This window comes from Bradyrhizobium sp. CIR48 (assembly GCF_014198315.1).
Classification (GTDB): domain Bacteria; phylum Pseudomonadota; class Alphaproteobacteria; order Rhizobiales; family Xanthobacteraceae; genus Bradyrhizobium.
Window position 1 is genome coordinate 1 of the sequence record NZ_JACIHG010000015.1, and the last position, 22,272, is coordinate 22,272.

Genomic DNA, 22,272 nt, shown 5'->3' on the forward strand with positions numbered 1-22,272 from the left:
TCGACGCCATGCAGTTGGAAAATATACTTCGACGTATCCATCCCGATACGGATAATCTGGCTCACGGACGGCTCCTGTGAATGGGTGTGTGACAATCTCATTCTGGCACACTGATGCCGTAGGGGGCCGTCCACCCCATCACCCCAGGGAGAAGTTGTTAGGCGAGCTGGTAACTCCAGGTCTTCGCCAAACTCCTCCCTGTGGTTGGATCCCGGATCTGCGCTCCGCTTCGCTGCGCTTGTCCGGGACGACAGCCTACTCCTTGCCTCCCACCATCACGTCGATTGCGCCCTTCACGATCGCCTCCAGCTCCTTGCGCGGAACGCGGGCGCGCGAGCGGATGGCGATGGTGTGGACCGTGGCTGATGCGACCTGCGCCAGCACGAGGGGGTCGGCGCTCTCCGGCAGCTCGCCGTTCTCCTTGGCGCGGCGGAAGCAGCCCGCAAAAGCCTTGTCGAGCTCGGTGAGACCGTCGAGCACCATGGCGCGAATCTCGGGATCGCCAACGGCTTCTGACGCCGCGGTCACCACCGTGAAGCAGCCGCGCGGGCCGGTCTCGCCCGAGAGATAGATGCTCAGCGCGGAGGCGAAGATGCGCTCCAGCCGCTGACGCACCGGCATCTCCTCGCGGAAGATCGCGGCCATGGAAGCCCGCGCGTCCTCGCGGTAGCGCTGATAACTCTTGATGTAGAGCTCGCGCTTGTCGCCGAAAGCGCCGTAGAGACTCGGACGGTTCATCCCGGTCGCTTCGCTGAGATCATCGAGCGAGGTCGCGGCAAAACCCTGCTTGCGGAACAGGTCGAGCGCCTTGCCGAGTGCAACGTCAGGCTCGTAGGCACGCGGACGGCCGCGGCGCTTAGGTTGGCCGCGGCGCTCGGGTTGGCCGCGGCGCTCGGGCTCATTGGCAGCAGTTGGCGGCTTCGATTTTTGTACCATTTCGCAAATTAATCCTTGACCGACCTCATATTATGCAAGATGGTACAAAAATCAATCTGGCCAGGTTGAGCGAAATCTCAGGAATTGCCCAAGGAGGCTACAGATGGATCTCTATTTCTCGCCGCTCGCCTGTTCGATGGCAACCCGCGTCGCGCTGTATGAAGCCGGTGCCGAGGCCAACTATCTCGAGGTCGACCCGCCGACCAAGACGGTGCTGAGCGACGGCTCCGATTTCCGCGCCGTCAATCCGATCGGCCTGGTGCCGACGCTGCGCACCGACGAGGGCGTGGTTCTGACCGAGAACGCGGCAATCCTGCAATATGTTGCCGACCGCTTCCCGCAATCCGGGCTCGGCGCCGCGGCAGGCATCGATCGCACGCGTCTGCATCAATGGCTCTGCTTCATCGGCACCGAGCTTCATAAGGGCCTCTTCATCCCGCTGCTCGACCGCAAGGCGCCGCAGGAGGCCAAGGCCTATGCCCTCGAGAAGAACCTGTCGCGGCTCGACTATCTCGACAACTACCTGAAGGGGCGCGACTTCCTGCTCGACCATTTCAGCGTCGCCGACGCCTATCTGGTCACGGTCATCAACTGGACCATGGCGACGCCGCCGATCGAGCTCGCGAAATGGCCGAACGTGAAGGCCTATTACGAGCGCCTGCGCCAGCGGCCGTCAGTCGCGAAGGCGGTCGCTGAAGAGTTCGAGCTGTACAAGGCTGAGCTCGCGCGCAAGAAGGCGGCGGCGTAAGCCGAGCTGAACACCCCTTCGCTCATGCTCGCGCAAGTCGTCCCGGTCGACAAGCCGGGACGACGTTTGGCGCGCCTCTCTCGTGTCCCGGACGCGCGGCAGCGTTCTTACGCTGCTGCGCTGCGTCCGGGGCACGAGACCGATTTTTTTTTGCGATAGACGATAGACATGGCTGCTCATCCTCGCGGCTTGTTCGCCCGAGCTTTGCTGATCTCTTCCGCCCTTTGAAAGCAAGGGCGCAGGGAAGGCCGGGCGCCGGCTGGCACCCGAAGTCCCGCGTGTGCTAAAGAAGCGCGCACGGGGTGGACGACAGGTGACGCCGGGACATCCCGGCCTTCCCTGCGCGGATGGTTTTCACGGTGTCCTTCGTGCTCTCCCCGGGGAGCGATGCACTATTGCCCCCGTCGCCTTGCGGATGATCGATGCGCGCCGGTTGGCGCGACATCTCCGCAGGACTTGACGCACAGACCCCGGGCGTCAGGACCACACGACTTCTCCGTCCGCGCGCATCTTCGCTGGGTTCTCCACGGCTGGCGTGCGCTCGCCGTCGAGGCCATTCGAAGACGCTGTCAGCGCCGTGTCGTATCGCGCCTGTCGCTGCTCACGGGATCTCCGCCCTGCAACCAACATGACGCGCCGACGCCGTCGCGGCCACCGCATCCCGGCCCGCGTCCCGTGACGATCGCGAAACGCCCCTTGTGGCGGGCGGGATGGCGCGGGTTGTACGGCAAAACCGAACTTCTGTAAATTCGAATATTTTTGCAAGAAGCTATCGACCCAGCGCGTGCGTGTTTTGGCTGTCGGGCAACACAACGGATGGTAGGTGGGACGAGCCGGGCGGCCTGGCCGGGGAGCTATCGAAAGTCGGCGACGAGATGTCGATTACCCGTACAGCACCCGCGGTAAAATCGTGACGATGCCGGGCCAGAGGGTCAGCAGCAGCACGAAGCCAACCATGATCATGAGATAGGGCATCGTGACGCGCGCGATGTAGCCGAGGCCGTCCTCGGTGAGGCCCTGGATGACGAACAGGTTGAAGCCGACGGGCGGCGTGATCTGCGCCATCTCGACCGCGAGCACGAGGAAGATGCCGAACCAGATCTCGTCGAATCCCGCCCCCTTCACGATGGGCAGCACGATCGGCAAGGTCATCACGATCATCGAGAAGCCGTCGAGGAAGCAGCCGAGGATCAGGTAGAAGACGATCAGCACCACGATCAGCATGAAGGGCGACAGGCCGAGCCCCTTGACGAAGGCGGCCACGGCCTGCGGGATGCCGAGAAAGGCCGCGGCATTGCCGAGGATCGAGGCGCCGAGCACGATCAGCGCGATCATCGAGCAGGTCACGACCGAGCCGATCAGCACGTCGCGCATCACCTGCTGCGACATCGATCCCTGCGCCCAAGCGACCAGCGCGGCGCCGAGCACGCCGACGGCGGCGGCTTCCGACGGCGTCGCGAGCCCGCCATACATCGAACCGAGCACGCAAGCGATCAGGAACAATGCCGGCGCGAGATCCTTCAGCGCGGCGAAGCGCACGCTCCACGGCACCTGCGAGAGTTTGGCTTCCGTCTCCGGCACCATGGTGCGGTCGAGGCTCGTGTGCAGCATCACCCAGGCCATGAATGTGGCGGCCAGCAGGAATCCCGGCAGCACGCCGGCGGTGAACAGCTTCAGGATCGAGACGTCGCCGAGTACGCCGTAGATGATCATGATGTTGGACGGCGGGATCAGGAAGCCGAGCGTGCCGGCGCCCGCGAGCGAGCCGATCGCGATGTCGCGCGAATAGCCGCGGCGCAGCAACTCGTTGAGCGACATGCGGCCGATCACCTGCGTGGTCGCGGCCGACGAACCGGAGATCGCCGCGAAGATGGTGCAGCCAATCACGTTCACATGCAGCAATCGACCGGGCAGCAACCCCGCCCAGGGCGCCAACCCCTGAAACAGCGAGCGCGACAGACGGGTGCGGAACAGCAGCTCGCCCATCAGGATGAACAGCGGCAGCGCCAGCAGCTCCTGCGTGGTCAGGATGTTCCAGGCATATTGCGGCAACAGCTTGTCGAGCGGGATCGAGCGGAACATCGCGAGCAGCAGCGTCGCGGTGAGCGCTAGCGTGAGGCCGATCCACACGCCGCAGGCCAGCAGCGCAAACAGGATCGCGAACAGGGCGACGACTTCGATGGTCATGCGATCCTAGATCCGGGTGCGGGCGCGGTGGTCATTCGACGGGCGACGCCTTCATGCGGTGATCCTCCAGCGGCAGGCCGAGCACGGCCTGGATCGCGCGCGCCAGGAACTGGAGCGTGAGCAGCAGCATACCGAAAGTGACGACGGCTTCCGGAAACCACAGCGGCGTATCGCTGGAGGTCGAGACCTGGCCGCGCGTGTACGCGGCAAAGGCGAACTTCGCCATCGCTGACGTCAGGAACGCCATAAAAGCGAAGCCGGCCGCCGCCGAGAGGATCTCGAGCCCGCGCTGCACCGGCACTGGTGCATTCTTCAGCAGCAGCACGACGCGGATATGGCCGCCGACGCGCAAGGTCATGGCGGCGCCGAAGGTGAAGGACGCCGCCATCAGATAAGACGAGTACTCCCAGGCAATCGAGATCGTCGGCGGGAAGAACGGCAGGAAGTTCGAGAGGAAGCGCGTTGCGACCTCGCACAGCATCAGCAACGTCAGCATCAACAGGCAACCGCCGCCGATCCAGCCGTCGAGCCGGCCGAGACGGTCGATGCCGTCGAGCAGGATGCGCAGCGGCACCGGTGCCGCTGCATTGAGGCTTTGCGGTGCTTCGGGAGAAACGCTCACCACGATCCCGCCCTCAGCCGCGCTTCATTTCGGCGAGATAGGACCGCACCGGTTTGTCGGCCGCCGGCACGCGCTTGAGGAAGGCATCCAGCTGCGGCGCGGTCTTGGCGCGGATATCCGTCATCATCGCGTCCGAGACCGGCACCACCTCCATGCCGCCCTCCTTGAGGCGGTTGAGGCTGTCGACGTCGGCCTTGAGCGAGTTCGCCCAGAAGCCCGGCTCCATCTTTGCAGCGATATCGCCCACGAGCTTCTGCTGATCCGCGGGAAGCGCCTTCCAGGAATCCAGATTGACGGTGAGCATCTGCGACGACCAGACGTGGTTGGTCGGGTAGACGTATTTCAGGAATTCCCAGAACTTGCCGTCGACGCCTGATACCGACGAGGTGGAGACGCCGGCGACCGCGCCGGAGGCGAGCGCGGGAATCGTTTCGCCCCAGGGGATCATCACGGCGGCCATGCCGACCGCATTCAGCATATCGACCGCATTCTTGTCGGGCACGCGGATCTTGATGTTCTTCAGGCCCTCGACGTCGGCGACCTTCGCCTTGAGGTGCAGATACTGCGTCGGCCACGGCACGATGTAGAGGATCTTCTGGTTGTTGCGCGCCGCGATCTTCTCGTATTCGGGCCGCACATATTTGTGCAGCACCTTCAGCTCGTCCACGGAGCCGCAGAGAAACGGAATGCTCTCGACGCCCATGAAGGGCTCGTCGCCGACCTGCTGGATATTGAGGACGTCGGCGAGCGGCACCAGGCCGTCGCGCACGGCGCGCAAATGCTCGGGTCCCTTGAAGCCGAGCTGGCCACCGGCCTTCACGGTGATCGCGACCGAGCCGCCGGTCTGCTTCTTCACCTCCTCGGCGAAGGCCATCGCGTTCTGAGTGTGGAAATTGCCGTCGGGCCAGACCGTCGACATGTCCCAGCTTGTCGTCGCCGCCCGCGCGCGGGTCGAGATGTGGCCGGCGGCAAGCAGCGTCGCTGCGCCCGCGGTGAAGTTCCGTCGCGTGATCATTGCACCCCTCCGTTGACCCAAGCGCACCGACAAGTCAGCGCGCGTACCCATAAACTGCAGCCGCATTGTCGGCGGACACGAGCCCGCTTTCGATATCGTCCTTGACCGCCGCACGATCGCGCGTCGTGGGAGCACCGATGCCGGCGCCGCCGGGCGTCAGCACCACCAGCCGGTCGTCCGGCGGCACCTGCTGAAAGCCTTTGCCACGCAGCTTTTTCCCGGACTTGAGGCCGACATAGCCGGCCTCGCCGTTCTGGCCGCCATCGCGCCCGCGCGGCGGATGATCGATGCGGTCGAACGCCGCCAGGATGTCGAACGGCGCATCGACGCCGCTGCCGACCTCGATGATCTGCCCAAGGCCGCCGCGGGTGCGTCCTGCCCCGCCGGAATCCGGACGCAGCTCCTTGCGCCAGAAGATCAGCGGCGTCTGCGTCTCTGCGATCTCGACCGGCGTGCCGCGCACGCCGCTGGGATAGGCGGTGGCCGACAGCCCGTCCTTGCCGAACCGCGCACCGGTGCCGCCGTTGGAGGTCACCGCCATCGAGAACCCGTAATTGCCGCCGACGCCGGAGCGGGTCTGGCCGCGGACGTTGAGATTCCACAGGCAGGAGGTGCCTTCAGCGGGCACGCGCTCGGGAATGATCTGACGCAGGCAGCCGAACACGACGTCGGGCAACATCTGGCCGATGATGTGGCGCGAGGCGACCGGCGCGGGCTTGGGCGCATTGAGGATCGCGCCTGCGGGTGCCGACACCGTCAACGGCGACAGCGAGCCGGCATTGTTGGGAATCTGCGACGCCACCACGCAGCCGAGCCCGAACACGGTGTAGGCGGTGGTGTAGGACAAGGGCACGTTGATGCCGAACTTCGAGGCCGCGGAGGTGCCGTCGAAATCGACATGGATGCCCGCATCCGAGATCGTCAGCGTCGCCGCCAGCGTCACCGGGGCATCATAGCCGTCGACCACCATGGTGTTGCGCCAGCTGCCCTTCGGCAGTTTCGCGATCTCGGCGAGAACCGCCTCGCGCGAGCGGTCGCAGATGTAGTCGCCGAGCTCGTCGAGCGTGTCGATACCGAACTCGGTCATCATCTCGACCAGCCGCTCGCAGCCGACGTCGTTGCAGCCGGCCAGCGAATAGGTGTCGCCCTCGGTATCAATCGGCAGCCGCGTGTTGGTGCGGATCATCGCCATCAGCGTCTCGTTGACGACGCCCTGGTCGATCAGCTTCAGCATTGGGATGTAGAGCCCCTCCATGAACACGTCGGTGGCGTCAGGCCCGAACCCGATGCCGCCGATGTCCATCAGGTGGCTGGTGCAGGAGAACAGCGCGACCGGCTTGCCGTCCTTGAAGCAGGGCGTGGTGACGACGAAGTCGTTGAGATGACCGGTGCCCATCCAGGGATCGTTGGTGATGTAGGCGTCGCCCTCCTTCATCGTCTCGATCGGGAAGTGGTTGATGAAGTGCTTGACCGATTCCGCCATCGAATTGACGTGACCGGGCGTGCCGGTCACCGCCTGCGCCAGCATCCGCCCCTTGAGGTCGAACACGCCGGCCGAGAGGTCGCCGCATTCGCGCACGATCGGGCTGAAGGCGGTGCGGAGCAGCACCTGGGCCTGCTCCTCGACCACGGCGATCAGCCGGTGCCACATGATCTGAAGGTCGATCAGGCTCGCGCCATTTGCCTTGCTCATGATCAGGCCGCCTTTCGTTCCATGACGATGCTGCCGGCACCGTCGATATGGGCGTCAAAACTGGTGGAGACGAAGGTCGAGGTCTCGTCCTCCGCGATCACGGCCGGGCCTGCGATGGTCGCGCCCGGCGCCATGTCCTCGCGGCGATAGAGCGGGATCTCGATCAGCTCGCCGGCGCGGCCGTCGAAGAATTTGCGGCTGCCGACAGCCTTCCCTGCGGGCTTGCGCGTGACGGCCGCAACGGTGGGCGGATTGCGCGCCTCGGTGGTCGCTAGCACCGACCAGCTCAGCACTTCGATGGCAGCGCCCGGAATCGGCCGCTCGAACATCGCGGAATAGTCCGCCTCGAATTTCTGGCGCAGGCCGGCGAGGTCGGCCGCGGTCAGCCGCCGGTTCGGCAGCTCGACCGAGATCTCATGGCCCTGGCCGACATAGCGCATGAAGGCGGCACGTCGCTCGCGCACCGGCGCACCGGCAGCGCCAGGCTCGACCAGCGCGCGCGCCTCGGTCACCATCTCCTGCAGGAGATCCGACACAGCTTCAGTGTCGAAATCATCGAGCCGGACATGTCGGCTGCGCACCAGCTCATAGGCGATCGGAGCGGCAAGAAAGCCGACGGCCGAGCCGACACCGGCATTCGACGGCACGATCACCCGGGAGACACCGATCTTCTCGGCAACGCGCGCCGCATGCAGCGGCGCGGCACCGCCAAAGGCGATCAAGGTGTGCTGGCCGACGATCTCGCCGCGCTCGACCGCATGGACGCGCGCCGCGCTCGCCATGTTCTCGCAGACGACCTCGTGCACGGCATAGGCCGCAGTCTCTGCCGACAGGCCCAGCGGCTCGCCGACATCGCGCAGCAGCGCCTGCTTCGAAAGTTCCGGGTCGAGCTTGATCGTACCGGCCGCAAAAGCATCGGGATCGATCATGCCGAGCGCTACGTCCGCATCGGTCACGGCCGGACGCTGGCCGCCGCGGCCATAGCAGGCCGGGCCCGGCTCGGACGAGGCACTCTCGGGCCCGACGGTGACGCGCTTCATCGCATCGACATGCGCGATCGAGCCGCCGCCGGCGCCGATCTCGACCATCTCGATCACGGGAATACGCACCGGCAAGCCGGAGCCTTTGAGGAAACGCGCGGCGCGATCGACCTCGAACACGCGCGAGGTCTCGGGCTGGTACTTTTCGATCAGGCAGATCTTTGCCGTGGTGCCGCCCATATCGAAGGACAGGACCTTGCTCTCGCCAAGACGCGCCGCGATCTGCGCCGCGAAGATTGCGCCGCCGGCAGGCCCGGACTCGACGAGGCGCACCGGAAAGCGCCGTGCCGTCTCGATCGAGGTGACGCCGCCACCTGACGTGACGAGATAGATGGCGCCGCGGAACTGCTCGACCTGCAAGGCGTCGGCCATGCGGGCGAGATAACCGTCGATCAGGGGTTGCACATAGGCGTTCGCGACCGCTGTCGATGTGCGCTCATACTCGCGGATCTCCGGGCAAACGGCCGAGGACACCGTCACGGAGATGCCTGGCATCTCCTCGGCCAGGATCGCGGCCGCACGTCGCTCGTGCTCGGGATTGGCATAGGAGTGCAGGAAAGCGATCGCAACGCTCGCGACGCCCAGCTCACGCAATTTCGGCGCGAGTGCACGCACCGACGCTTCGTCGAGCGGGAGACGGACCGCGCCGTGGGCGTCGACGCGCTCGGGCACGGTGAAACGCAAACTGCGCGGCGCCAGCGGCCTCGGCTTGTCGATTCCGAGATCATATTGGTCGTAGCGGCTTTCGGTGCCGATATCGAGCACGTCGCGAAAGCCTTCGGTAGCGATCAGGGCCGTCTTGGCACCGCGGCGCTCGATGATGGCGTTGGTCGCCAGCGTGGTGCCGTGAATGAAGACGTCGATGTCGCTGATATGCGCGCGCGCATCGGCGAGAATGAGACGCATCCCGTCCAGCACGGCCTGTTCGGGACGCTGCGGCGTCGTCAGCACCTTGCGCGTCTTGCGATCCTGACCCACGTCCAGCACGATGTCGGTGAACGTGCCACCGATATCAACGGCAAGCCGCACCTCGGCTCCCTCAAGCATTCCAAATTCTCCGCGCTGATCGTCAAGACTGGGGTCGAAAGCGCAGCAATTTCCATGCCATGGACGACGAGGACAACGCCGCGCCGGGCCATTCTGCTTGGCACCTATGCAATAGGCAAGACGTGTTCGGCGCTGGCGCGATCAGAGCAGGAATGCAAGCGCCGCCTCGCAGCGCTCCTCGACCTTCAGCGTCAGGAGATCGTCGGCGCGGGTGCGTCCGAGATTGACCGCCGCAATCGGAATATTGCGCTGCGCGGCAGCCTGCACGAAGCGGAAGCCGGAATAGACCATCAGCGAGGATCCGACGACGAGCATGGCATCAGCCTGCGCCAGATGATCCTTCGCGGTGGCGACGATGTCGCGGGGCACGTTCTCGCCGAAGAACACGACGTCGGGCTTGAGGATGCCGCCGCAGGCTTCGCAAGGAGGCACCTGGAAGGACGAAAAATCCTCGTGCTCCAGATCAGCGTCGCCATCGGGTGCATCGGCCGCATCGAGCGTCAGCCAGGCCGCATTCGCGCGACCAAGCGCGTGCTGAAACTCATCGCGCGGCGTCTTGCGGCCGCAGCCCATACAGCGAACCAGGTCGAGCCGGCCGTGCAGGTCGATCACCTGCCTATGGCCGGCGGACTGATGCAGCCGGTCGACATTCTGGGTCAGCAGCATCCCGCACCGGCCGTTGGCCTCGAGCCGGGCCAGCGCGTGATGCGCATCGTTCGGGCGAGCCTGGCCGAACCGCCGCCAGCCGATCAGGCTGCGCGCCCAATAGCGCCGCCGCGTATGCTCGTCCGACATGAAGGACTGGAAGTTGACCGGCTGGGTCCGCTTCCAGTCGCCGTTGCTGTCGCGATAATCGGGAATGCCCGAATTGGTGCTGCAGCCGGCGCCGGTCAGCACGAACAGCTTTTCGTGCCGGCCGACGAAATCCTGGAGCAGGGAGCTTGCCCGTGGAGCGTTTGCCATGGCGCAGATGTAGTCTGCGCGGGCCGGTTTTGCCAGATCATCGCAGTCCGCGGCGCATAGCGACCCGGATGGGCGGCTACCGCGGGGATTGGCGGCCGGTGAGATCGAGCGGACGCGCTTTCTCTTGCCCGGCAACGCGGGCGGCTTGCTGCAGCGTCAGCCGGAATTCATCCCGCTTCTCGTGCACCGAGGCTATCGCATGCCCGACCGCAACTCCGAGGCCGACCAGTGCGGCTTCGGAAAGCTGCAGGCTGGCCTCGATGGTTTCCGGCACCGCATCGGTTGCGCCGATCGCGTAGAGGTGCCGGGCATGGTCGGCGTCCCGCGCACGTGAAACGATCAGCACATCCGGCCGCACCGCCCGGATCCGTTCGACGACAGCATCGATCGCCGGCCGCGACTGGATGGTAATGATCACACCGGTGGTCTGCATCAGGCCGCAAGCCTCGAGGAAACCCGGTTCCGTCGCGTCACCAAAATAGACCTTGTGGCCGTCGCGGCGGTCGCGCGCCACGGCGACTGCCTCGTGATCGACCGCGATGTAGTTCAGGCCGTGGCTGGTGAGCAGCGAACAGACGACCTTTCCAACGCGGCCGTAGCCGACCACGATGGCCTGCGCCCGGTCGCCGGGCGGCCGAACCGCCAGTTCGGGATCGGGCGAGCGCTCAGGGCCCAGCTTCGCGGCCAGTCGGCGTCCGAGCATGCTCAAGAGCGGCGTCAAGGCCATCGTCACCGCGGTGACGGCGATGGCAAAGCTCGACACGCGAGGCTCGATCAGACCGCCGGCCACCGCCATCCCGATGCTGACGAACGCGAATTCACCGACGGGGCCCAGCAGGAAGCCGATCTCGATCGCCGTCGCCCAGGACAGCTTGAACAGCCGGCCGAGGAGGATGAGCACGATCGCCTTGCCGACGAGAATGCCGATGACCGCGGCCAGCAGCCAACCAGGCTCGCGCATGAACACGCGGAAGTCGATGGCCATGCCGACCGTGAAGAAGAAGATGCCCAGCAGCAGGCCCTTGAACGGCTCGACGGTGGCCTCGATGGCCTTGCCATACTCCGTTTCCGCCAGCATCAGTCCCGCAACGAATGCTCCGAGCGCCATCGACAGGCCTGCCTGGTGCGCGGCAATCCCTGCGCCGACGATGACGAACAAAGTCGCGGCGACGAACAATTCCGTCGAATGGGTGCCAGCAACCATCTGGAACAGCGGCCGCATCAGCAGCCGCCCGAGCAGAGTGAGGACAGCGACGGCCAGCGCGGCCTTCAGCATTGCGCTGGAGATGTGCGTCAAGACCGAGTCGCCGCTGCCGGCGCCGAGCACCGAGACGAAAACCAGAATGGGAACGACTGCGAGGTCCTGGGCCAGCAGCACCGAGAAGGTCGCGCGGCCGGCAGTGGTCGCAAGTCGTTTCTCAGCGGACAAAAGCTCGAGCACGATCGCCGTCGAGGACAGCGCAAGACTCGCGCCGAGGATCACGGCCGTATCCGAGCTCTGCCCGGTGAGAAGCGCCGCGCCAAAGATCATGGCGGACGTCGCCAGCACCTGCAGGCCGCCAAGCCCGAACACCAGGCGTCGCATCGTGACGAGCCGCCTGAAAGACAGCTCGAGCCCGATCAGGAACAGCAGAAATACGATGCCGAGATTGGCGATACCCTCGACGTTCTGCGCGTCCGCTACGGTGACCCAGTACAGGAACGGGAGTTCCTTGACGAGCGAGCCGAGCCCGAGCGGGCCGAGAATGGCGCCGGCGCCGAGATAGCCCAGCACGGGATTGATGCCCCAATGGCGGACGATCGGCACCACGACACCGGCCGTGCCGAGGACCACCAGCGCGTCGCTGTAGGCATTGATGTTGATGCTTGTGGTCACGAGCCCTTCATGTGTCGACGCTTGCCAATAGCGGCAGCGTCGTCCACGGTCGATAGCACACGGCGCCGCAGACCCCTACCCGGACCAACCGCCATCCTCGCAGTCCCAAACCGAGATCAACTCGCCCAGTTCTCGCGAAACTCGGGGAATAGCGTCAGGCCTCCGCAAGCGTAGAGGGTCTGCCCGGTGATGTAGCTCGCATCATCGGACGCGAGGAAGGCGAACACGGCGGCGATCTCCTCCGGCGTGCCGACACGCCCCATGGGAATGTGGCTGGTGACGACGCCGCGCTTTTCGGGATCGCCGGTCCAGGCCGCGTTGATCGGCGTGTCGATCGCGCCAGGCCCGACCGCGTTGACGCGAATGCCGCGGCCGGCGAATTCCAGCGCCAGCGTGCGTGTCAGATTGGCCATGCCGCCTTTGCTGATCGAATAAGCGAGATAGCCGGGTTTCGGGATGATCTGATGCACGCTGGAGCAGTTGATGATGGAGCCCCCTCCCCCGCGCGCCACGAAATGCGCGAGCGCCTTCTGCGCGCAGAGCACGGCGCCGTTCAGGTTGACGTCGATGATCCGGCGATAGGTCTCGATGTCGAGCGCCTCGCTCGGTGATTCCTTCTGGAAGCCGGCGTTATTGACGAGACAATCGAGACGCTTCCAGCGCGAAAGGATCGCCTCGAACATCGCAGCAATCTCTTGCTCGTCGGCGACATTGGCCTTGACGATGCAGTGATCGGGCGCGCCGTGGCCGCGATCACTCGAAGCGGCCCGCGCGAGCGCGAGCGTCTCCTCCGCCCGTTCATCGTGCTCGAAATAATTGATGGCGACGGTTGCGCCTTCCTGGGCGAGCCGGATGGCGACGGCGCGACCGATGCCTTGCGAGGCGCCAGTCACCAGGGCGTATTGGCCAACCAGGCGCGAGGGAAAGGAGGTCGAGCGATCGGTTTGCGGCATGGATTCTCTCCGGGGATGCTCATCATCGACGGACGGCGCGTTTTGTTCCATCCCCTTTCGTGCATCCCTGGGATTCATTCCGCGCGCCGCGCCAGCGGCGAGGTCAGGATCTGATAGAGGATGATGGCGCCAAAAGTTGCGGTGCCGATCCCGCCGATCGTGAACGCGCCGAATTTGAGCGTGAGGTCGCCCGCCCCGGCAGTCAGCGCCACGGCGACGGTGATCAGGTTTGCAGGATTGGCGAAGTCGACCTTGTTCTCGACCCAGATCCGGCCGGCCATCGCCGCAATCAGCCCGAACAGCACGATCGAGAGGCCGCCAATGACGGGCCCCGGGATCGACAGGATCAGCGCGCCGAATTTCGGCGAGAAGCCGAGCAGGATCGACACGATGGCGGCGAAGGCAAACAGCAATGTCGAATAGACCTTCGTCGCCGCCATCACGCCGATGTTTTCGGCATAGGTGGTGACGCCGGTGCCGCCGCCGCAGGCCGCCACGATGGTAGCCAAGCTGTCGGCGAACAGGGCGCGGCCGAGATAGGCATCGAGACTCCGGCCCGTCATGGCGCCGACGGCCTTGATGTGACCGAGATTCTCGGCGACGAGAATGATCGCAACCGGCGCGATCAGGAAGATCGCATCGGCCTGGAATGTCGGCGTGGTGAAGCTCGGCATGCCGAACCATGCCGCGGCTGAGAGTTGCGCGAAGTCGATCGGCTTGCCGAAACCGAGGCCGTTGGCGAACAGCAGGTACAGAAGATATCCGCCGATCGCACCGAGGATGATCGGCAGGCGGCGCCACAGGCCTGGAGCTGCAACGGCAACCACGCCGATGTTCAGGACGGTCGCGAGACCGATTCCGGTGTCGAACGCATTCGCGCTCACCGCCTTGACCGCCACGGGCGCGAGGTTGAGTCCGATCGCCGCGACCACAGCACCGGTGACGGCCGGCGGCAGCAACCGCTCGATCCAGCCGACCCCCGACCACATCACGATCAGCGCGATCACACCATAGAGCACTCCGGCTCCGACGATGCCGCCGAGCGCGATCGAAATATTGGGATTCGCCCCCTGTCCGGTATAGCCGGTGGCGGCGATGACGACGGCGATGAACGCGAAGCTCGAGCCGAGATAGCTCGGCACGCGCCCGGCGACGATGACGAAGAAGATCAGCGTGCCGATGCCGGAGAACAGGACGGCGACATTGGGATCGAAGCCCATCAGCAGCGGCGCGATGATCGTCGAGCCCGACATCGCGACGCAGTGCTGGAGACCGGAGACGATGGTCTGGCCCCATGACAGCCGCTCCTCCGGCATGATCACGCCTGAGGTCTTCAACGTCCAACGCGGGAAATAGCCTTGCTGTTGCCGGCCGGAGCCTGATGAAGTCGACATGTTCCCCCCAGTTGCGCTGCAGCGACCGATCTTCGTGCGAACAGACAAAAATGTGATTGTCGCTTCTGCGGCGACCATCACATGATGCAAGCCATGCAAGATCGAAATCACGCAAAATCAATGCGTTCCGGGGCCACTCTATGACACAAGTCGCGATCCAGCCAGCCATCCATCGCCGGCATCAGCCCTGGTACAAGATCCTCTACGTGCAGGTGCTGATCGCAATCGTGCTCGGCGTGCTGATCGGCTATTTCTACCCCGATCTCGGCAAGGCCTTGAAGCCGCTCGGCGACGGCTTCATCGCGCTGATCAAGATGATGATCGCGCCGGTGATCTTCTGCACCGTGGTGCACGGCATCTCCTCGATGGGCGATCTCAAGAGGGTCGGCCGGGTCGGATTGAAGTCGCTGATCTATTTCGAGACGGTCTCGACCGTCGCGCTCGCGGTCGGCCTCCTGGTCGGCGAGATTCTCCAGCCCGGGCACGGCTTCAACATCGATCCCGCCACGATCGATCCGAACTCGGTGGCCACCTACGTCACCAAAGCCAAGGAAGAGGGCATCGTCGCCCATCTGATGGCGATCATCCCCGACAGCTATTTGGGCGCGATCGCGCGCGGCGACCTTTTGCAGGTGCTGCTGATCTCGATCCTGTCCGGCTTCGCCATCGCCTTCCTCGGCAAAGCCGGCGAGCCCATTGCGGACGCGATCGACAAGGCCGCAAAGATGTTCTTCGGCATCATCCGCATCATCGTGCGCGTCGCCCCGATCGGCGCGTTTGGCGCGATGGCCTTCACCGTCGGCGCCTACGGCCTCGGCTCGCTGATCAATCTCGCCGCCCTGATCGGCACGTTCTATCTCACCAGCATGCTGTTCGTGCTCGTGGTGTTAGGGGCGATCGCGCGGCTCGCCGGCTTCTCGATCCTCCGCTTCATCGCCTACATCAAGGACGAGCTGCTGATCGTGCTCGGCACCTCGTCCTCCGAGACGGTGCTGCCGCAGATGATCCAGAAGATGGAGCATCTCGGCGCCTCGCGCTCGGTGGTCGGCCTCGTGATTCCGACCGGCTACAGCTTCAACCTCGACGGCACCAACATCTACATGACGCTGGCGACGCTGTTTCTGGCGCAGGCGACCAACACGCATCTGACCATCTGGCAGGAGCTCGGCATCCTCGGCATCGCCATGATCACCTCGAAGGGCGCCTCGGGCGTGACCGGCGCCGGCTTCATCACGCTCGCCGCGACGCTCTCGATCGTGCCTGACATCCCGATCCAGTCTATCGCGATCCTTGTCGGCATCGACAAGTTCATGAGCGAATGCCGCGCGCTGACCAATCTGATCGGCAACGGCGTCGCCTGCGTGGTCATCAGCATCTCCGAAGGCGAGCTCGATCGCGAGGCGCTGCATGAGACCATGGCCCATCCGCTCGAGATCGGCGAAGCGCTCGAGCCCGGCGGGAGTGCAGCATCGTAGGTTGCAAACCGGCGGGCTCAGCGCGATTCCGACGCGGTAGTTTCCCGGAGTGGTCAATTGCTGCGGGACGCGTCACAACAGTTGCGTTGGGATCACGGATTGATACTCATTTTTTCCACCCGACGCGCTGGGGGCAGGGCGTCGGGTTTTTGAAAATCACTGCCATATCAGGACCGCCGGGCGGGATCAGACGATCCCGCCATGAGTGCGCAGGACCTTGGCGGCGAGATCGAGCCGTCGCGTGACCCCGATCGCCTGCAAGAACGCTTCATCATGACTGACGACGAGCAGCGCGCCGTCATAGGCCATCAAGCCTGCTTCGACCGCTTCGATGGACTCGATGTCGAGATGATTGGTCGGCTCATCCAGGATCAGCAGCGACGGCGGCGATGACCCGCCCAGCACGCAAGCGAGGCCCGCCCGAAACATTTGCCCGCCACTGAGGCTTCCGGCTGCCTGTAAGGCGGCGTCGGCCCGAAACATGAACCGCGCCAGCGCGGCATGGCATTCGTTCGCGCCCGCCTTCGGATTGAGGCGCCGAAAATTGTCCAGGATGGAGAACGCGGGATCGAGCAGGCTGACCTTCTGATCGAACAGCGCGAAATCCGGCCTGACCCGCAGGGTGCCCAAGAGCGGACGCAGCTCGCCCGCGATCAGCTTCAGCAGTGTCGTCTTGCCCGAGCCGTTGGGCCCGACCAGCGCGACGCGCTCCGGACCGACGACGGCGAATGAGAGATCGCGCAGGACCGGTTGCTCCGGCCGGTAGCCGGCGCTGACGCCGTCGAGCCAAAGCACCTCCCTGCCGGCCGGCAGGCCGGTCACGGGCAGCTTGACGGAGAGCGGCTGAAGAATTTCGACGCGCCGGCGCGCCTCGTCGACGGCTTGAAGCGCCTCCGCGCGCTGCCGCTCGGCGATTTGTGCGGTCTTGCCGCCGGTATCCTCGCTGCGATCCTTGCGCGCCCCGGCGAGGATGCGCGGCATGTCGCCCTTGGCGCGCTTCTTCCTGCCGCCGCTGTCCTTGCGCGCTTTCTTCTCCGCGGCCTCCTGCGCCTTGCCGTCGATCTCGAATAGCCGTCTCTCGGCATGCGCGAGGTCGTGCCTGACGGCAGCGAGCTCGACGGCTTTCTGTTCGCGGTAACGGCTCCAATTGCCGCCGTATCGCGTTGCGCCGAGCGAGGTCAGCTCGACGATCGCATCCATCGCTTCGAGTAGGTTGCGGTCGTGGCTGACGATGATCGCGCCACCGCGCCAGGCCGCAAGCAGATCGATCACGGCCTTGCGGCCGTCCCGGTCGAGGTTGTTGGTGGGCTCGTCCAGCAGCAGGAAGTCAGGCTCGGCAAAGACCAATGCGGCGAGACGGACCCGCGTGATCTGGCCGCCGGACAACCGCTCCAGTTCGGTCTCGGGAGCGAGATCGAACCCGAGACGTGCAAGGGCGACTTGCAAGCGCGCTTCGAGAGTCCAATCGACCTCGGCGAGGTCGTCGGCCGAAGCTTCGCCGCGCTCAGCCTGGCGAAGCAACGCGAGTTGATCCCGCGCTCCGAACAGATCGGCCACCGTCGCGCCCGCTGAGAGCTGGACATCCTGGCGCAGCAAGCCAACGGATCCGGTGACGGCGACATGTCCCGCGGGGGGACGGTGCTCCCCGGAGATCGATGCAAGCAGCGTGGTTTTCCCGACGCCATTGCGGCCGACGAGGCCGGTCCGCTCGGCGCCGAACGTCAGATCGAGGTTGGAAAAGAGAGAACGGCCGTCAGGCGTGGACAGCGACAGATTCGACAGGATGATTGAAGCAGGCATGGAATTCCCCGTGAGCAAGGCGGATGGGCTTTGCGGTCGGGGTAAAATCCATGGCTCTCGAATGTCCTGATTGAGGGAGCCTCTAAGTATTACCTTCCAAAGGCGAGATCAAGGCACCGCGCGAGGGACGCCGGCGCCGGAGAGCGCCGACGTCCCTGTCGCGTTCAGCCCTTCAGTGCGGTGACCACCACCTCGATCAGCGCGCTGCCGCCGAGATCGGCAACGCCGACCGTGGCGCGGGTCGGCAGATTGTCGCCGAAGAATTCGGTCCAGGCCGCATCCATCTCCTTCTTCTTGGAGAGATCCGTGACGAAGATCGAGGCGCTGACGACGCGGCTCTTGTCGGTGCCGGCTTCCTTCAGATAGCCGGCGATCTTGCCGAGGATGTTGCGGGTCTGCTCGCCCATCGAGACCGAGGTGTCGTCGGCAATGGTGCCGCCGAGGAAGACAAAGCCGTTAGCCTCGACGGCCCGGTGCATGATGGGCGTGCGGATGCTGCGGGTGATGCTCATGATGTCCTCTTGTTGCTAGAGCGTAGTGGGATGGAAGCGGTCGATGCCGAGATCACCGACGCGGGTCTGGGTGCCGCCGTTCACGATCAGCTCAGCCATGACAGCGCCGGCGCCGGGGCCGAGCTGAAAGCCGTGCAGCGAGAAGCCGAACTGGTGATAGAGCCCCCTGTGGCGGCTGCTCGGCCCGAACACGGGAATATCGTCCTTCATCTTCGCTTCGATCCCGGCCCAGGCGCGGACGATCGTGGCGCTGCGCATCACCGGGAACAGCTCGAACACGGTGCGGGCGCTGATGGCGAGGCTCTTCCAGTCCAGCACCGTCTCGTTGCGATCCTGATCAGGCGTTGCCAGATGGCCGCCGCCGATCAGCACCGTGCCGTTGGAGAACTGCTTGAAGGACAACTTTCGCCCACGCAGGATCACGACGGGGTCGATGAAGTGCGGCACGCGCGAGGTGATCATCAGCATCGGCGCCACGGTCTCGACCGGCACGGGCTCGCCGAGCGCAGCCGCGATCTTGCCGGCCCAGGCGCCGGCGGCGTTGACCAGCACCGGCGCGGCAAAGGTTTCGGTGCCGACATCGACGTGCCAGAGCCCATCGCTGTAGCGGATGTTGCTGGCGGCGACGCCCTCGCGCACGGTCGCGCCGAGCTGTTCGGCCCTGCGGCGGAACGCCGTCGTCGTCTGCGCCGGATTAGCGGCACCGTCGCGGCGTGAGACCACCCCGCCGGGACAGCTTTCAGCCACCGCCGGCACCAGCCGGCGCAATTCAGCCGCGTCGATCAGCTCTTCGTGGGTGAAGCCGAGCGCATTGAGTTCGGCCACACGCGCGCGACAAACGCTGAGCTCCTCCTCGTTCTCGGCGACCAGCACCTGGCCGTGGCTCTCGAAGCTGCAATCGTCGTCGAGCAGATCCCTGATCTTCTCCCAGATTCCCATCGAGCGGATCGAAAGCGGAATCTCCGGGATGTGTCGCGCGAGCTGGCGGACGCCGCCAGCATTGACGCCGGAGGCGTGGCGTCCGGCGTAATCCTTCTCGATCAGCACCGGCTTCAGGCCGGCAAGGCACAAATGCAGCGCGGTGGAGCATCCGTGGATGCCGCCGCCGACGACGATCGCATCCACGCATCTTGTCATCCGCGCACCACCGCCTTGACGTCAGCCTCGCTCTTCGGAACGGCCGCGAGCTCGGCGAGCGTGATCGGCTTTACCGGCGCGCGCAGCCGGTAATAGCCGATCTCCTGCGGAGTCTTGCCGCGCGCCTGCGCCATCAGCTCGGTGACGGTGAGGCCGCAGAGCCGACCCTGGCACGGACCCATGCCGGTGCGCCGATAGGCCTTGAGCTGGTTCGGCCCGGTCGCGCCGATCGCGACGGAATCGAGCACGTCCTTTGCGGTCACCTCCTCGCAGCGGCAGACGATGGTATCGCCCGAGGGAATACGGAACTGCGGCGCGGGGCGGAACAGCGTATCGAGGAAGACGCGGCCACGCTCGGCCTTGGCGAGATCGGTACGCAACGCTGTCATCGACGGAAGTTTTGCGGCAGCCGCGGGTGCCAACGCTTCGACTGCCGCGCGCGCCGCGATGCAGCCGCGCACCACGGCGGCATTCGCACCACCGATGCCGGCGCCGTCGCCCGCGATCGCAATGCCGGCGACCGACGAATTGCCGCTCGCGTCCAGCACCGGCGACCAGCACAGTTGCAGATCGTCCCAGCGATGCTCGACACCGGCGGACATCGCGAGGTTGACGTTGGGCACGACGCCCTGATGCAGCAGCAGCAAATCCGCGGGAATGGTGTCGCGCTTGCCGCCGGCAACATAGCTGACGCTGGCGAGCTGGCCCTCGCCAGCCGCCGAGAGCTCCGTGACGCCGGAGACGACCTGCACCTTCGCCTTCACCTCGCGCATCATCGCGAGGCCCTTGGTGAAATAGGGTGAGGTCAGGAAGGCGAAGGCGTGCGGCAGCGCTGCGAAGTAATTGCCGCGCTCGGTGGTGTCGAGGATGCGGTCGATGCGGCCGCCGAGGCGCAGGATCTGCGCGGCGAGCAGCCACAGCAGCGGCCCCTGCCCTGCGATCACCGTGCGGCCATCAGGCACCAGCGCCGATGATTTCAGCATGGTCTGCGCCGCACCCGCGGTCATCACGCCCGGCAGCGTCCAGCCGGGAATCGGAAACGGCCGCTCCAGTGCGCCGGTCGCAAGGATCACGCGCTGCGCCTTGACGAAGGCGGACGCGCCGCCGACCGAGACGGCGATCTCGAGGTTGCGGTCCAGGCTCCAGACCGTGGCACGATGGATGACCTCGGCGCTGGTCGTACGCAGCGCCTGCACGAGATCGGCACCGACCCAATAATCGGCGCCGAGTTGATTGCGATCGGTCACCGGTGTGGACGAAATTGCGCGGAACACCTGGCCGCCCGGGCCGATGTTCTCGTCGAGCAGCAACGTCGAGAGGCCGGCTTCGGCGGAGGTCGCAGCGGCAGCAAGGCCCGCTGGCCCGGCGCCGATCACCACGACATCATAGGCTTCGCGTTTGGGAGCCACAGTCATTTTCCGATCTCCCGCTTGCCCTTCTGAATCTCGATCTGCATGCCCTCGGCGACAGGCACGAGGCAGCCCTGGCGGTTGCCGACACCGTCGATGGTGACGAGGCAGTCGAAGCAGACGCCCATCATGCAATAGGGCAGACGCGGCGCGCCGCTCACCGCAGTCGAACGCCGCGCGTCCAAGCCGGAGGCCAGCAGCGCGGCAGAGACGGTGTCGCCCTGGCGCGCGGCAACGGCAACGCCATCGACGAGGATCTGCACCTGCGGACGTTTGTCCTGTTCGGATCTCTTAAACATGGGATGCCTCGTGGCTCCTTAAAATTCTCTAATAGCCGCTGTTGTTCGCAGCCCCCGCGTCGCCGAACCGGCTGGCGGAGAACGCACCAACCAGCTCCGGCTCGAGCGCGCCCTGTGCGACCATGCGCGCGATCTCGAAGGCATGGTTGGAGGCCAGCGTCACGCCGGAATGGCAGCAGGCGACGAATGCGCCGGGATGCGTCTCCGACTGGTCATAGATCGGAAAACCGTCCTGCGGCATGACGCGGATGCCGGCCCAGCTCCTGACCACGTTGAGCCGCGACAGATGCGGGAACATGCGCTGCGCGCGATCGGTCATCACGGCGCTGATCGAATGCTTCAGCGCGCGATCGTCGAGCTCGTCTTCCTTGCTGTCGCCGATCATCACCGTGCCTTCGTCGGTCTGGCGGATCGTGGTGAGGGGATGCGGCAGGAACGGCATGGTGCGCTCGGTCACCACGATCTGGCCGCGGGTCGGGCCCATCGGCGCGTAGAGGCCGACCATCGGCGCCAGCGTCTGGTTGGCATTACCGGCGGCGAGCACGATCTTGGCGGCGCGCAGCTCGCCCTGCGGCGTGGTCAGGCGGAATTCGCCGCCGCTCTTGCTGATCGCTGAGACCGGACGCTCCGGGAAATAGTCGATGCCGAATGCCCTGAAGCCGGTGTGGAAGGCGCGGAACGTGCGCAGCGAATTGACGTGGCCGTCGAGCGGGCAATAGCTGCCACCGGAAACCTCCGGTCCGATCAGCGGCAGCGACTTCTTCACCTCGGATGCGGAGAGCATCTCCATCTTGTAGTCGGCAGCACCGGTCTGGTTGTGCATCCGCTTGACCAGCTCGGTTCGCTGGCCGAACTCGTCCTCGCCGAGCGTGAGGTGAAAGCCGCCATTCTGCTGAAGCGAGACATCAAGGCCGGTCTGTTGCTTCAGCTCGGAAGCAAGCCGGCCCCAAGCCTGCGACGCCTGCACGGTCCAGACCGTATAGGCGGGCATGCCGAGGCCCTTGCTCTGCACCCAGACCAGCGCAAAGTTCGCACGCGAGGCGCGCTTGGTGATGTCGCCTTCGTCGAGCACGGCAACCTTCTTGCCGAGCCGGCCGAGGCCCCAGGCAATCGCGGAGCCGAGCAACCCGCCGCCGATGACGGCGACGTCGTAATCCGTTCGCATA

18 protein-coding genes are annotated in these 22,272 nt (G+C 65.4%); 2 read left to right on the forward strand and 16 right to left on the reverse strand.

What is annotated here, in order from left to right; genetic code table 11:
* Window positions 1–255 precede the first annotated feature (255 nt).
* A complete protein-coding gene (locus GGD66_RS35220; RefSeq protein WP_183261273.1) occupies window positions 256–936 on the reverse strand; it encodes a TetR/AcrR family transcriptional regulator in 681 nt (226 codons plus the stop codon).
* Window positions 937–1,039: 103 nt separating this feature from the next.
* Here GGD66_RS35220 and GGD66_RS35225 point away from each other — a divergent pair, with 103 nt between their 5' ends.
* Window positions 1,040–1,684, forward strand: coding sequence for a glutathione binding-like protein (locus GGD66_RS35225; RefSeq protein ID WP_183261275.1), 645 nt, complete (start codon window positions 1,040–1,042; stop codon window positions 1,682–1,684).
* Between the two features lie 882 nt (window positions 1,685–2,566).
* On the opposite strand, the gene GGD66_RS35230 is transcribed toward GGD66_RS35225, so the two are convergent.
* The 9 genes from GGD66_RS35230 to GGD66_RS35270 form a co-directional block, all read right to left on the reverse strand.
* Complete coding sequence (locus tag GGD66_RS35230) at window positions 2,567–3,871, reverse strand: TRAP transporter large permease (protein WP_183261277.1); 1,305 nt, start codon at window positions 3,869–3,871, stop codon at window positions 2,567–2,569.
* Between the two features lie 31 nt (window positions 3,872–3,902).
* Window positions 3,903–4,496, reverse strand: coding sequence for a TRAP transporter small permease subunit (locus GGD66_RS35235; protein ID WP_179738969.1), 594 nt, complete (start codon window positions 4,494–4,496; stop codon window positions 3,903–3,905).
* A 10-nt stretch (window positions 4,497–4,506) separates the two neighbouring features.
* Entirely contained in the window at window positions 4,507–5,508 is a 1,002-nt protein-coding gene (locus GGD66_RS35240; protein ID WP_092254625.1) for a TRAP transporter substrate-binding protein, read from the reverse strand.
* Between the two features lie 34 nt (window positions 5,509–5,542).
* A complete protein-coding gene (locus tag GGD66_RS35245) occupies window positions 5,543–7,201 on the reverse strand; it encodes a hydantoinase B/oxoprolinase family protein (protein ID WP_183261279.1) in 1,659 nt (552 codons plus the stop codon).
* Window positions 7,202–7,203: 2 nt separating this feature from the next.
* Window positions 7,204–9,288 (reverse strand): hydantoinase/oxoprolinase family protein, encoded by a 2,085-nt coding sequence (locus GGD66_RS35250; protein WP_183261281.1) that lies wholly within the window; start codon window positions 9,286–9,288, stop codon window positions 7,204–7,206.
* 141 nt (window positions 9,289–9,429) lie between these two features.
* Window positions 9,430–10,251, reverse strand: a complete 822-nt coding sequence (locus tag GGD66_RS35255; protein WP_183261283.1) for an NAD-dependent protein deacetylase — start codon at window positions 10,249–10,251, stop codon at window positions 9,430–9,432.
* Between the two features lie 76 nt (window positions 10,252–10,327).
* Entirely contained in the window at window positions 10,328–12,127 is a 1,800-nt protein-coding gene (locus GGD66_RS35260) for a cation:proton antiporter (RefSeq protein WP_183261285.1), read from the reverse strand.
* Between the two features lie 116 nt (window positions 12,128–12,243).
* Window positions 12,244–13,080 (reverse strand): SDR family oxidoreductase, encoded by an 837-nt coding sequence (locus GGD66_RS35265; RefSeq protein ID WP_092254919.1) that lies wholly within the window; start codon window positions 13,078–13,080, stop codon window positions 12,244–12,246.
* Window positions 13,081–13,154: 74 nt separating this feature from the next.
* Window positions 13,155–14,474 (reverse strand): solute carrier family 23 protein, encoded by a 1,320-nt coding sequence (locus tag GGD66_RS35270; protein ID WP_183261287.1) that lies wholly within the window; start codon window positions 14,472–14,474, stop codon window positions 13,155–13,157.
* Window positions 14,475–14,614: 140 nt separating this feature from the next.
* Here GGD66_RS35270 and GGD66_RS35275 point away from each other — a divergent pair, with 140 nt between their 5' ends.
* On the forward strand, window positions 14,615–15,949 hold the full coding sequence (locus GGD66_RS35275; RefSeq protein WP_018317736.1) for a dicarboxylate/amino acid:cation symporter: 1,335 nt from the start codon (window positions 14,615–14,617) through the stop codon (window positions 15,947–15,949).
* Between the two features lie 186 nt (window positions 15,950–16,135).
* Here GGD66_RS35275 and GGD66_RS35280 read toward each other — a convergent pair whose 3' ends face one another.
* The 6 genes from GGD66_RS35280 to GGD66_RS35305 form a co-directional block, all read right to left on the reverse strand.
* On the reverse strand, window positions 16,136–17,749 hold the full coding sequence (locus tag GGD66_RS35280; protein ID WP_183261289.1) for an ABC-F family ATP-binding cassette domain-containing protein: 1,614 nt from the start codon (window positions 17,747–17,749) through the stop codon (window positions 16,136–16,138).
* Between the two features lie 164 nt (window positions 17,750–17,913).
* Window positions 17,914–18,261: a RidA family protein gene (locus tag GGD66_RS35285; RefSeq protein ID WP_018317734.1), complete on the reverse strand. Its 348-nt coding sequence runs from the start codon at window positions 18,259–18,261 to the stop codon at window positions 17,914–17,916.
* A gap of 15 nt (window positions 18,262–18,276) precedes the next feature.
* The gene (locus GGD66_RS35290; protein ID WP_183261291.1) at window positions 18,277–19,398 is read right to left on the reverse strand and encodes an FAD-binding oxidoreductase; all 1,122 of its coding nucleotides are present in this window, start codon (window positions 19,396–19,398) and stop codon (window positions 18,277–18,279) included.
* Window positions 19,395–20,813 (reverse strand): NAD(P)/FAD-dependent oxidoreductase, encoded by a 1,419-nt coding sequence (locus GGD66_RS35295; RefSeq protein ID WP_183261293.1) that lies wholly within the window; start codon window positions 20,811–20,813, stop codon window positions 19,395–19,397. The genes GGD66_RS35290 and GGD66_RS35295 overlap by 4 nt, the downstream gene beginning before the upstream one ends.
* Window positions 20,810–21,106 (reverse strand): (2Fe-2S)-binding protein, encoded by a 297-nt coding sequence (locus GGD66_RS35300; protein WP_018317731.1) that lies wholly within the window; start codon window positions 21,104–21,106, stop codon window positions 20,810–20,812. Before GGD66_RS35300 ends, GGD66_RS35295 begins: the two co-directional genes overlap by 4 nt.
* Window positions 21,107–21,134: 28 nt before the next feature.
* Window positions 21,135–22,271, reverse strand: coding sequence for an FAD-binding oxidoreductase (locus GGD66_RS35305; protein ID WP_183261295.1), 1,137 nt, complete (start codon window positions 22,269–22,271; stop codon window positions 21,135–21,137).
* Window position 22,272 lies beyond the last annotated feature (1 nt).